Genomic DNA, 11675 nt, shown 5'->3' on the forward strand with positions numbered 1-11675 from the left:
GCCCTCACGCAGGGGTCGTCAGACAAAGCAAAACCGCTCGTAGAGGGCACCTTAGGAGTATAGAAACATGCGTCACGCACGAGGCTACCGCCGCCTGAACCGCACCCATGAGCACCGCAAGGCGCTCTTTGCCAACATGGCCGGCTCGCTCATCGAACATGAGCAAATCAAGACAACCCTTCCGAAGGCGAAAGAACTGCGCCCGATCGTGGAAAAGCTGATCACGCTGGGCAAGCGCGGCGACCTGCACGCCCGCCGTCAGGCCGCGGCACAGCTCAAGCAGGACAAGGACGTCACCAAGCTCTTCGACGTGCTCGGCCCCCGCTACGCCGAACGTCAGGGCGGCTATGTCCGCATCCTGAAGGCCGGTTTCCGCTACGGTGACATGGCCCCGATGGCGATCATCGAATTCGTCGACCGCGACATCGACGCCAAGGGCGCCGCCGATAAATCCCGTCTCCAAGAGATGGAAACGGCAGACGAAGAATAAGACCGGTTCCCTTAAGGAACGGTCAAGCCCCGCTGGTCTCCAGCGGGGTTTTTTTGTTTTGCTCTCTGGCGCGAATAGCGGCAAAGCCGCCGCGCCATCGCGTCGTCCTTGTTGGTCGAACCAATGGCGCAAAAATGGCGACCGCCCCCCGGGCACGGCGATTTTGCCCCCATCCGAACGTCGTTCAACCAAAACGAAGATGTGGCCACCATAAACCGCGCTGACCCACCCAAGGATCACCGCACCGCGGCCCGTCAATCGCGCGCCTCACCGTACGCACCATTTCCACAGCATTAACCTCAACGCCCGATATCCCCCGCCATTGGATCCGATACCCGCTCCGTCTCTTGGCGGGGCACCCAAAGCGACTTTACTCTCTCTACGGACGCACAGCGTTCAGACCATGAGAGACGCGTCTCACAAGGCCCTTCGGGGTACAGGTTCGGAGCCTTCCGGGGCTCTGCACGGGGGAGAGGACGTCCACCCAACTGGGATGGCGCCATCCACTTTTTTGATCACCCGGCGCGTTGCCAAACCGCCGTAGGGTGCGTGATCTCACGCACCAACGATTGCCCATGCGGTGCGTGCAAGCACACACCCTACGAACATTACACCCGGTGCGGAACAGCACCGAAGGCGCCGCACCATCGCCAGACCGCCCCCCGGGCTGGCGATTAATTTCCGTATGCGCAACACTCTTATATCGCCCGGAGGTGGCAACCATAAAACGCGCCGCTCACCCCAAAGACGCCACCCCGCGGTCTGGCGCTCCGGACACGTTCTTACGTTAAACTATCAATCATCAGTCACAGGCCTAAACGCTGATGGACCGAATGCTTCGTAATCTGCACTCAAAGCGTCAAACATTTGTTTTCCTGCAACGACAAAATCAGCTTTCAGCATCGCTTCATCAACTACACGTTTTTGCTTCTCGGATAGGCTACGAATAAGCTCTTGTGCATTCGCTGCGCGATCAATGAGATAGTTCAAGAGGTAGGGAGGAATTATAGTGTGTCGGTTGTATACCTTTTTGGATTTAGGGGTTATTTCACAGGCAACCCATGGTTGACCGTCATTTTTCATCAGGTAGACAGACACCCAAGGGCCCAACTTGACATAAGAACCTAAAATTTTACCGCTATCGGAACCAAAAAGATCCAACTCAGTGTGACGACGAATGAAACGGTTCCAATTCGTGGGTAGGCCGTTGTGATCATTTATGTTTCCCAAGCCCAGTGGCAGCAAAAATTGCTTCGCGAACGTGCTTTGCCTCTTTGTCCCGCAAAGTATCTGCCGTAACTCTATAAGGCTGCTTAGGACTAAACGTTTCTCTGTGGGCGTATAGAAATCTGGATTGTCGGAGTTCTTAGTTAGATATGCAAGAATACGAAAATGAAGGCTTGCGAGAAACAGATAATCACTCTGTCCCAATTTCTTAGGCATTTTCGCTTCATTTACAGATGGAAGAAATACCTTAGTAGCGAAATTTGTTTCAAGTCTACTGAATTGTCCCTCACAATCGTTGCAAAGAAGTGGTAGTTTCAATCCATCTTGCACTCTTTTGTTGGGTGTAGCGCCGAAGCGCAGGTATCCTGTTCCACCGGTTTTTTGCATCCACCGGAATACAAACTTTGGAATAACATGGCTATTTTGGATTGACGGCGCTGATCTGCAAAGAACGCATTTACGGTATCCTTCCATCAAAGACGCTCTCTAAACATCCAACTCCTCGACAAACCGCGCGTTCTCTTGAATATACTGGAACCGCAGCTCGGGTTTCTTGCCCATCAGCCGCTCCACCAGATCACCCGTCTCGCCCGGTTCGTCCTCATCAATCGTCACGCGGATCAGTTTCCGCGAGCTAGGGTCCATCGTGGTTTCTTTCAGATCCTTCGCGTCCATCTCGCCCAGACCCTTGAAGCGCTGAACGTCGATCTTGCCTTTGCCGCCCAGACCCTTCTCCATCATCAGTTCCTTCTCGGCATCGTCCGCCACATAGAGCCGCTTGGCCCCCTGCGTCAGGCGATAGAGCGGCGGGCAGGCCAGATACAAATGCCCCGCGTCGATCATTGGGCGCATCTGGGTGAAGAAGAACGTCATCAGAAGCGACGCGATATGCGCGCCATCGACGTCGGCATCCGTCATGATGATCACCTTGTCATAGCGCAGATCATCAAGGTTGAACTTGGTGCCAAGGCCCACCCCCAGAGCCTGGGTCAGGTCATTGATCTCGTTGTTCGACCCCAGCTTCGACGAGGCCGCCCCCAGCACGTTCAGGATCTTCCCCCGCAGCGGTAACAGCGCCTGCGTTTTGCGATCCCGCGCCATCTTGGCCGAACCACCAGCCGAGTCGCCCTCGACGATGAACAGCTCCGTCCCCTCACGGGTGTTCGACGAGCAATCCACGAGCTTGCCCGGCAGGCGCAGCTTCTTCGTCGCCGATTTTCGCGCGGTCTCTTTCTCCTGCCTGCGCCGCAGCCGTTCCTCGGCCCGCAGGATCAGGAAGTCGAGGATGGCCCCGGCCGATTTCGTATCCGAGGTCAGCCAGTGGTCGAAGTGGTCGCGCACGGCGCCTTCGACCATCTTCGCCGCTTCCTCGTTCGACAACCGGTCCTTCGTCTGCCCAACGAATTGCGGGTTCTGGATGAAGATCGACACCAGAGCGCAGCCCCCGGTGATGAGGTCATCGCGGTTGATCTGGTTCGCCTTCTTGTTACCGACGCGCTCTCCATACGCCTTGATGCCTTTCAGGATCGCCGCCCAGAAACCACCTTCGTGCGTGCCGCCTTCCGGGGTGGGCACCGTGTTGCAGTAGGATTGGATGAAGCCGTCGCGCGAGGGCGTCCAATTGATCGTCCACTCCACCTTGCCCGGTGTGTTGAACTTTTCGGAAAAATCGACTGAGCCGGAAAACGGGACGTCCGCATAGGTCGAAACCGAGGACAGGGTTTCGTTGAGGTAATCGGACAACCCGCCCGGAAAATGGAACGTCGCTTCCCTGGGTGTCTCGCCATCGTCGATGCGCGACTTCCAGCGGATCTCGACCCCGGAGAACAAGTACGCCTTGGACCGCGCCATCTTGAACAGGCGGGCAGGCTTCAGGCGCAGAGAACCGAAAATCTCGCCATCGGGATGGAAGGTCACCGAAGTGCCCCGCCGGTTCGGTGCCGGTCCGACTTTTTCCAGCGGGCCTTTCGGAACGCCCCGGGAGAACTCCATCGCCACAAGCTGCCTGTCCCGCGCGACTTCGACACGCAGGTAATCGGACAGTGCATTGACGACCGATGACCCGACGCCGTTCAGACCGCCGGAGGTTTCGTAATTCTTGCCCGAGAACTTGCCACCCGCGTTGAGCGTGCAGAGGATGATTTCGAGCGCCGATTTGGTCGGATCCTTCGGATGCGGATCGGTCGGGATGCCGCGCCCGTTGTCGCGCACAGTGACGGAGCAATCCTCGTGCAGCTCGATCTCGATCCGCGTCGCGTGACCGGCGACCGCCTCGTCCATGGAGTTGTCGACGATCTCGGCCACCATGTGGTGGAGCGCACGGTCGTCCGTGCCGCCGATATACATCCCCGGGCGCAGGCGGACGTGCTCCATGTCTTCCAGCACGTCGATCGAAGAGGCGTTGTACTCAGTCGGTTCGGTTCCGGAAAGGAGATCCTCGGCCATGGCAGCTGCTCTGTCTTTGTTGGTTTGCGACAGTATGGCAGAGCAGGCGGGGTGGGGGAAGCGTCAGCGTGCCTTGGTGCGCAGCCAATCCGCGAGGTCTTCTTCGTGGATGATCCCCTGAGCCAATGCGATGATCTGGTTGCCGGTTTCTTCGGTGTCATGTGTGATCGAAATGCCGTTGAGCTTTAGGCACACGATCATCGTGCGATACGCCGTCCGCTTGTTGCCATCGTTGAAACAGTGACCACAGGCTACGGCTTGTGCGTAGGCTGCCGCCAACTCGAAGGCATCATTGATCATGCCATAGACCAGTCGATTGTCGACGCGCGCGAGAGCACCCTCAAGCGATTTGTCGAGGGCGCGTCCCTGCAGCTCTCCGGGATTCAATACCCCATCGTGAATCGACTCAACCTGATTGGCCGAGAGGAGAAGATAGTTCATTTGTCTTTAAGGTAGTGCAGAACCGGAGCGGCTTGGACCCTCGTATCGTCCAATGCCGCAGTCACTTCCTCCTTCGTTGCATAGCGCGGTTCTTCTTGCAAAGACGCCTCTTCCGGCACGAGGTAACCGACGCATTTGGAGTTCTTCATTATCGCTACCGGCTTGCCTCCGGACCGGGCCAGAACCTTTTGCGGCTCGCGCAGTTCGGTGATTGTGCAGATGTGATTGGTGTGAAGACGTGCCATTGGATGACCTCCTGAAATGTGCATTTGAATATATATTCTATCGCACAAAATTCCAGAGGGTTCCTCAGTCGGCCTTGTTATCCTTCATCAGCCGGTCCGCCTTGCGTCGCACCAGGACGCCGCGCAGGTCGTGCATGGCGAGCAGGAGCGCGTCTGTCACGGCGTCAAGCTGCTCATCCGTGGCCTTGGACTGGGCCCATTGCGTGGTCAGGTTGAGGTGATCGACCGCACGCAGGATGTCATCGACGTCCCGATCCGCAAGGATCGCTTGCCGCTCGGCCATCCAGTCCCGAATGACAGCGATATCCGCGTCACTCAAGTCGCGCCCGCCGTGGGGTTTGACTTCACCGTTTCGGATGTTGACGACGGCGATCTGGTCCATCTCGATCCGACGCTGCCGGTTTTCGGTGTCGACGCGGAAGACCAGCGCGCCGTTCTCGCGGACGCGGAAATAGTAGTCTGGCAGATCCGCGCCCACGGTCAGGTCAACCCCGCGCAGAAACTCTTGATGCGGGCGCACGCGTCTTCAAGCACCGCATCCGAGGTGGCGTAGCTCACGCGGAAATAGGGGCTTAAGCCGAAGGCTGCGCCAAAGACGACGGCAACGCCTTGTTCCTCCAGCAATGCCGTTGCAAATGCTTCGTCCGTGTCGATCAACGTGCCTCCGGCGCTTGTCTTGCCAATGCAGCCCGCGATGGACGGATAGACATAGAACGCGCCTTCGGGGACGGCGCAGGTGACCCCGTCGCAGGCGTTCAACCCCGCCACAACCAGGTCGCGGCGCTTGCGGAACGCATCGCAGCGTTCGGTCAGGAAGTCCTGCGGACCATTCAGCGCCTCGACGGTGGCCCATTGACTGATCGAACACGGGTTGGAGGTCGATTGCGATTGCACCTTCCGCATCGCGCCGATCAGCTGCTCTGGACCTGCCGCGTAGCCGATCCGCCAGCCGGTCATCGCGTAAGCCTTGGACACGCCGTTGACGGTCAGCGTACGGTCATAGAGACCCGGCTCCACCTGTGCCGGGGTGCAGAACTGGAACCCGTCGAAGGCCAGGTGTTCGTACATGTCGTCAGTCATCACCCAAACATGCGGGTTGCGCATCAGGACATCAGTCAGCGCTTTCAACTGGTTGTGGCCATAGCCTGCGCCGGTCGGGTTCGACGGCGAGTTGAAGATGAACCACTTGGTCTTGGGCGTAATCGCCGCCTCCAGCGCCTCTGGCGTCAGGCGGAACCCATTCTCCAGCGTGGTTTCAACGACAACAGGCGTCCCGCCGCCCAGTTTGACCATATCCGGATAGCTGACCCAGTAAGGGGCCGGGATGATGACCTCGTCTCCGGGGTTCAGTGTGGCGACTAGCGCGTTGAACAGCACCTGTTTACCGCCCGACGACACGGTGACCTGAGACGGTGCATAATCAAGGCCGTTCTCTCGTTTGAACTTGTCGCAGATGGCCTGCTTCACCTCGGGGATGCCGTCAACCTGGGTGTATTTCGTTTTTCCCGCCTCGATCGCCGCAATTGCGGCGGCCTTGATGTTGTCTGGCGTGTCAAAGTCCGGTTCACCGGCGCCAAGGCCGATGACGTCTTTGCCCGCCGCCTTGAGTTCCATGGCTTTTTGCGTCACGGCGATGGTGGGGGAGGGGCTGACACGGGCAAGGGCGTCGGACAGAAAGGACATCGTGGGCCTCTGTTTGTGCATAGGTCCCGACTGTCTTAGGGTGCGCCCGAAACACGATCAAGCGATGATCGCGAAAGGAGACGTGATGAGCGAGAGCGACCAAGACTGGTACGCCCCTGAAATTGCAACATTTGGCGACCGGCTGACCGCCGCGCGGGAAGCCGCTGGAATGTCCCAGGAAGCGCTGGCGAAACGGCTCGGTGTCAAGAAATCGACGATGCGGAACTGGGAGGACGACCTGTCCGAACCGCGCGCCAATCGGCTATCCATGCTGGCGGGCCTGCTGAACGTATCGATGATGTGGCTCATCAACGGAGAAGGTGAAGGGATCGAAAACCCCGACGCTGAACCGTTGCCCACCGACATGTCCGAAGTTATCCTTGAGGTTCGGGAATTGAAAGCCGATCTGCACGCCAAGGCGGAACAGATGGCCCGATTGGAAAAGCGTCTGCGTCAGATGATGGACACGTCCACATGAGCGAACTTCGCGAACACCGCCTCAAGCGTCTTTCCATGCGTTCCATGCGGCGCGGCATCAAGGAGATGGACATCATCCTGTCGCGCTATGCTGACCGCCGCCTGGGCGAGTTCGATGATGACATGCTCGATCGGTACGATGCGCTTCTGTCGGAAAACGATCAGGACCTGTACCAATGGGTGAGCGGTCAGAAACCGCCACCCGAGGGTCTGCAAGACATCATCTCGGACATCTCAAAAGTCGCATTTCAGCGCTGAATTTCAGCCTGTTAGCGCACTTAACTGATTATTTGCGATTTTACCTGATGCTCCGTCAAAACCGATTTGGCGGAGTACATAATGAGCATTCACGCATCTGTTGAGCAGGGCAAATCCAACGTCGTCCTGGACGGTTATCTGGAAGCGCTGGCGCTTGTCGAACGATTGCACCGGCTTCTGCTGGACGTGATCAAAGATGAATTCGAACGCGTCGGTATCATTGAGATCAACGCGGTGCAGGCGCTGCTTTTGTTCAATATCGGCGATAACGAGGTCACGGCGGGAGAGCTGAAAACCCGCGGCTACTATCAGGGCAGCAATGTCAGCTACAATCTGAAGAAGCTCGTCGAAATGGGCTACATGCATCACCAGCGATGCGAGATTGATCGAAGGTCGGTGCGGGTGCGCCTTACTGCGCGCGGGCGCGAGATCCGCGATCTGATTTCCGCCCTGTTCGCGCGGCACGCCCACGGATTGCTGAGCAAGAACGTCATCGATGACGACACGCTCTCGGACATGAGCGATACGCTGCGCCGGATGGAGCGGTACTGGACCGATCAGATCCGCTACATCTACTGACGCCTATCCGGGCCGATCCTGATCGACCGGGAGCGCACTCAGGATGCGGTCATTCAATTCGCGGAAAAGCTTGCGGGTCATCGCCTCGCGGTAGCCCTGATAGCCTAGGGACGTTTCGACAAACGCACCGAAACCGTAGCGCACCTCACGCTGAAAATAGTCGATCACCTCGGGCGCGCTGCCCAGAACAGCCAGACCGTTGACGGTGACATTGGCGAAGGGAAAGTTCTTGTAGGCAAGGCGCGGTGGGAAGCCATCGTTGTTCTCTCCATCGCCGGACACGTCGATGACCTGCCGGTCGCACTCTGGTCCGCGTGCGAGCAGGGTGGCTCCGTAGCCAAGGGCGTAGCCCATCGCGGTCGGGAACCGGGTGTGGCTGCGCGGGCTGGATGTAAGTGTAGCGATCAGATCATCAATCGCGGCGCCATCGGTGAGGGCGACCCAGTCACGCACCATCGTGCTTTGTCGCCGACCGCTCCATTCGTAGATGGCGATAGAGACATACCCCGGCCCTTCGAGGATCGCCGAGCGGATGGTGGGATCATCTAGAGCCGCCGCGAGGCCATCGCGCTGAAGCACGTATTCCTCGGCATCCACCGAAGATGACACATCGAGGGCAAGGACTAGGGCCAGCCTGCAATGCTCTTGCGCCACCGCCGCCACCGGCAGGACCGAGGCGGCGAGCGCTGCCAGCACTGCAAGCTGAATGCGCACGCAGCTTACCAGTGGCCGGTGTTCTCCATACTGGCCCAAGGCTCCTGCGGCGGCAGAGAGTCGCCCGCTTGCAGCAGTTCAATCGATATGTTGTCGGGCGAGCGCACAAATGCCATGTGACCATCGCGCGGCGGACGATTGATCGTGACGCCATTGTCCATCAGGTGCTGGCACATCTCGTAGATGTTATCGACGCGGTAGGCGAGGTGGCCGAAATGGCGGCTGTCCGACGGCAATCCGTCGTCTCCGTCCCAGTTGTAGGTCAGCTCGACCGGGCACTCTTCCTGACCTTCGGGCGCCATGAAGATCAGGGTGAATCGACCATTTTCGTTGTCCATCCGCCGCGTTTCCTTCAGGCCAAGCAGCCCGTAGAATTTCATCGACGCGTCCAGGTCTTTCACGCGCACCATCGTGTGGAGATATCGAAGAGCCATCTTATCCTCGCTGAGTCTGTTTCGACAAAGCTAAGCTATCGTCCCGCCGTGTCGAGCCGGAAACGCCTCTAGAATGCGGACCGAATGCCGAGACGAATGCCGAAGTTCTCGGTCTCATAGAGGTCGAGGTTGGCGTCCGTCCGCTCTGCTTTCAGCGTGACCGTCGGAATGAACCCATAGAAATCGAAGTCCGGCAAGGCGGCGGTGATCGACGCCTCGACGCTGCGCTCTTCGCGCCCGTCGGAGGTGAGGTTGGAAACCTCATGTGTCTTGTCGGACACCGTGACCCCGAAGTCCCACAGCGCCCGTCCAATCGGCTGGGACAGACTGTACCGCACTCCAATTTCGCGCTTCGTATAATCAAGGTAGTCGGCGTCGCTCTCCGACTCGATAAGAGTGGCGGACAGCGAAATCCGGTTGCCGTTTTCAAGGCGGTGGCCGTAGCCGACGGCTCCGGTCCAGATCGATGCATCATCGCGCCCGTTCAGCCCGTCCTGCGCCTCATGCGACAAGGACAGGTTCAGCAACCCACTCTCGCCAACGACGGTGCGATACTCCGTGCCAAGACGGCTGTATCGCAAAAGGTCGTCGCCGCCGAAGGTCACCTTCCCGACACGCGCGTTCCAGCCAAGGTGTGTGCCGGTTTCGGACAGCTGGAACAACTGCTGCACCCCAATCGCGGCTGAGCTGGTGGCGAAATCTGATCCGTCTGCATCGGGTGCAATCTCCTTGGCATCGTCGGACAGTACGTAGCTGCGATGCTGTGCGGAAAAGAAAAGATCGGTCCGTCGCGTGCTGGATTGCTGCAGGCGATAGCGCGTACTCAGACCGGTTGATATCTCGACCCCGGACAAAGCCCGCGCTTCGCCCTGCAGCTGGAAATCAAGCGGCAGGTCGAAGAGTTCCGACGTCTCGTTCCGACTGCCATTGTTGATGTTGGAGCTCGGGGAAATCGAAAAACTCAGGTAGGTCGACCACCGGTTCTGCGCCCGCACGTACTGAAAATCCCGCGCCGCGCGGGTTTTCAACTGATCATTCGGCGCAATCTGCGCCGCGCGCCGCAACCACCACTGCGCCCGAGTATTGTTGCCCGCCGACGCCAAAGCCTGAGCTTGGGCCAAGGCCGCCGCATAGCGCGCACGGTCGAAATCTGCCAAATCCCAGGCCCTGCGCGCGTGTTCGAGGGCTGTATCGTACCGCCCAAGATCGCGGGCGGCGCGTGACCTGATCAGCTGCGCGTCGATGTCGTTTGCGTCGCGCTGCAACAAGGCGCCGGCCAGATCGTAGGCCACGTCCGGACGCCCTTGGAGCACGGCCTGGCTGGCCACCTCGCGCATTTCAGCCGGGCTGAGCACGACCTCCGCAGACGCGGTGGCCCCCGTGAAGAGCAGGGCCACCGCCGCAACGATGTTTCTGGCAGCTATCAGGGACATGTTACTGTCGGTAAATGATGAAACCACCAGATTCCTGAACGGTGGAGTCGTTCCGTGGGTCGCCACCTTCGATCACGAGGACGCCGACGATCTCGCTCGCATCCGTCCCGGAAACGATGCCGAAATAAGTACCTTCCGCGGTTGTGACGATAGAACCATCGTCGAAGCGCGCGCGCTCTGCGATGTCTCCCGTGATTTCCCCGTTGGTATCGGCATTCGTGGGTGACACAATCGATGCAAGGTTCGGCAGTACCGGGTTGCCAGCATCATCTGTGAGAATGATGAGGTTGCGCGACGGGGCGCCATCGCCGGAAGCGCCGCCGTTGTCCGCTCCGATGGCCGCGAGGTAGTCGTTGGTAATGTCGTTCCCGTTCACATCGAACAGGCGACGGTCACGTACGAAAAGGGCGACACCGCGCTGGCCGTTGTTAAAGTCTTTGAAATCGAGGAACAGTTCCGCCTCACCCGAAACATATTCGAGCCCGGACTGGCCATCGAAGATCCGGATCCCAGCATATTCGCCGACATACTGCGCATCACCGTCCTCCGGCAGCACGAGCCGCACTGGGTCGCCGTTAAAATCAGTTGAGTTGCGCTGATAGACGAAGCCGCCGAAGCCGTAGTCGATATAAGAGCCGGTGCGCACGATGGCGAATTCGGTCTGGCCGGTGCGGCTGCGACCGTAGACGGCTCGATACTGGAAGGTTCCCAGCACGTTGCCGGTGTCGGGGTCGACAGTGCTTTCCGCGCCTTCATAAACGCCGAAGCCGGCAAGCTGGCTGACGGCCGTACCGCGCTCGTAGACGTTGTCACCGTCGAAGGCGAGGTTGTCGACGACGAACTGGTCCTGACCCTGATCGTTCAGGTAGCGCACGTTTTCGGCGAAACCGCCGCCATCGTCCGTCCGTTCTTCGGTGCGCACGATGCTCGAGTCGGGCGTCGGTTCCGCCGTCCCGGGAGGCAATTCCCGGTCGCTGTCGATGGGTGTGGCATCCGGATCGGTTTCGCCATCCGTGGGCGTATCGGTATCCGGATCTTCTTCCACGGGCGGGTTCAAAACATCGCCGCCACCGCTGTCACAGGCGGCTACGAAACCAAAACACAGGATCAGGAATAGAATGCGCGTCATCGGAAAGTCTGCCTCGGTTTGCTCTGGTCTTTTTCACGACCTCTGGCGGGACCGTCCGGCAGAGGCGTGTGAAAGTCAACGCAAAGCAACCGGGGGTGGATGAAAAAGCGGCGAAGTGCG

At 59.0% G+C, this 11675-nt stretch carries 14 protein-coding genes; 4 read left to right on the forward strand and 10 right to left on the reverse strand.

Annotation, left to right across the window (positions count from 1 at the left end; translation table 11 throughout):
- Positions 1-67 precede the first annotated feature (67 nt).
- Positions 68-490 carry a 50S ribosomal protein L17 gene (gene rplQ / locus BUA42_RS19645; RefSeq protein WP_072780050.1) on the forward strand — a complete coding sequence of 141 codons (423 nt, stop codon included), beginning with the start codon at positions 68-70 and terminating at the stop codon, positions 488-490.
- Between the two features lie 795 nt (positions 491-1285).
- On the opposite strand, the gene BUA42_RS19650 is transcribed toward rplQ, so the two are convergent.
- From BUA42_RS19650 to BUA42_RS19675, 6 genes are all read right to left on the reverse strand, one after another.
- Positions 1286-2104, reverse strand: a complete 819-nt coding sequence (locus tag BUA42_RS19650) for a hypothetical protein (protein ID WP_218588653.1) — start codon at positions 2102-2104, stop codon at positions 1286-1288.
- A gap of 99 nt (positions 2105-2203) precedes the next feature.
- Positions 2204-4162 (reverse strand): DNA topoisomerase IV subunit B, encoded by a 1959-nt coding sequence (gene parE, locus BUA42_RS19655; protein WP_072780052.1) that lies wholly within the window; start codon positions 4160-4162, stop codon positions 2204-2206.
- A gap of 63 nt (positions 4163-4225) precedes the next feature.
- Entirely contained in the window at positions 4226-4603 is a 378-nt protein-coding gene (locus BUA42_RS19660) for a type II toxin-antitoxin system death-on-curing family toxin (RefSeq protein WP_072780053.1), read from the reverse strand.
- Complete coding sequence (locus tag BUA42_RS19665; RefSeq protein ID WP_072780054.1) at positions 4600-4848, reverse strand: hypothetical protein; 249 nt, start codon at positions 4846-4848, stop codon at positions 4600-4602. The genes BUA42_RS19660 and BUA42_RS19665 overlap by 4 nt, the downstream gene beginning before the upstream one ends.
- 64 nt (positions 4849-4912) lie before the next feature.
- Positions 4913-5326, reverse strand: a complete 414-nt coding sequence (locus BUA42_RS19670; protein ID WP_072780095.1) for a hypothetical protein — start codon at positions 5324-5326, stop codon at positions 4913-4915.
- A 2-nt stretch (positions 5327-5328) separates the two neighbouring features.
- Positions 5329-6531, reverse strand: coding sequence for a pyridoxal phosphate-dependent aminotransferase (locus tag BUA42_RS19675; RefSeq protein WP_072780055.1), 1203 nt, complete (start codon positions 6529-6531; stop codon positions 5329-5331).
- Between the two features lie 85 nt (positions 6532-6616).
- On the opposite strand from BUA42_RS19675, the gene BUA42_RS19680 reads away from it, so the two are divergent.
- The 3 genes from BUA42_RS19680 (at position 6617) to BUA42_RS19690 (ending at position 7845) form a co-directional block, all read left to right on the forward strand.
- Entirely contained in the window at positions 6617-7009 is a 393-nt protein-coding gene (locus BUA42_RS19680) for a helix-turn-helix domain-containing protein (RefSeq protein WP_072780096.1), read from the forward strand.
- Complete coding sequence (locus BUA42_RS19685) at positions 7006-7266, forward strand: succinate dehydrogenase assembly factor 2 (protein ID WP_072780056.1); 261 nt, start codon at positions 7006-7008, stop codon at positions 7264-7266. Before BUA42_RS19680 ends, BUA42_RS19685 begins: the two co-directional genes overlap by 4 nt.
- Positions 7267-7347: 81 nt before the next feature.
- The gene (locus BUA42_RS19690; RefSeq protein ID WP_072780057.1) at positions 7348-7845 is read left to right on the forward strand and encodes a MarR family winged helix-turn-helix transcriptional regulator; all 498 of its coding nucleotides are present in this window, start codon (positions 7348-7350) and stop codon (positions 7843-7845) included.
- A gap of 3 nt (positions 7846-7848) precedes the next feature.
- Here BUA42_RS19690 and BUA42_RS19695 read toward each other — a convergent pair whose 3' ends face one another.
- The 4 genes from BUA42_RS19695 to BUA42_RS19710 form a co-directional block, all read right to left on the reverse strand.
- The gene (locus tag BUA42_RS19695; protein WP_245819078.1) at positions 7849-8559 is read right to left on the reverse strand and encodes a DUF1194 domain-containing protein; all 711 of its coding nucleotides are present in this window, start codon (positions 8557-8559) and stop codon (positions 7849-7851) included.
- Between the two features lie 5 nt (positions 8560-8564).
- Positions 8565-8993, reverse strand: coding sequence for a VOC family protein (locus BUA42_RS19700; RefSeq protein ID WP_072780058.1), 429 nt, complete (start codon positions 8991-8993; stop codon positions 8565-8567).
- Positions 8994-9061: 68 nt separating this feature from the next.
- Positions 9062-10426: a tetratricopeptide repeat protein gene (locus BUA42_RS19705; protein WP_072780059.1), complete on the reverse strand. Its 1365-nt coding sequence runs from the start codon at positions 10424-10426 to the stop codon at positions 9062-9064.
- Position 10427: 1 nt separating this feature from the next.
- Positions 10428-11555 carry a hypothetical protein gene (locus tag BUA42_RS19710; RefSeq protein ID WP_072780060.1) on the reverse strand — a complete coding sequence of 376 codons (1128 nt, stop codon included), beginning with the start codon at positions 11553-11555 and terminating at the stop codon, positions 10428-10430.
- Positions 11556-11675 lie beyond the last annotated feature (120 nt).

The organism is Marivita hallyeonensis (genome assembly GCF_900129875.1).
In the GTDB taxonomy this organism is placed as follows: Bacteria; Pseudomonadota; Alphaproteobacteria; order Rhodobacterales; family Rhodobacteraceae; genus Marivita; species Marivita hallyeonensis.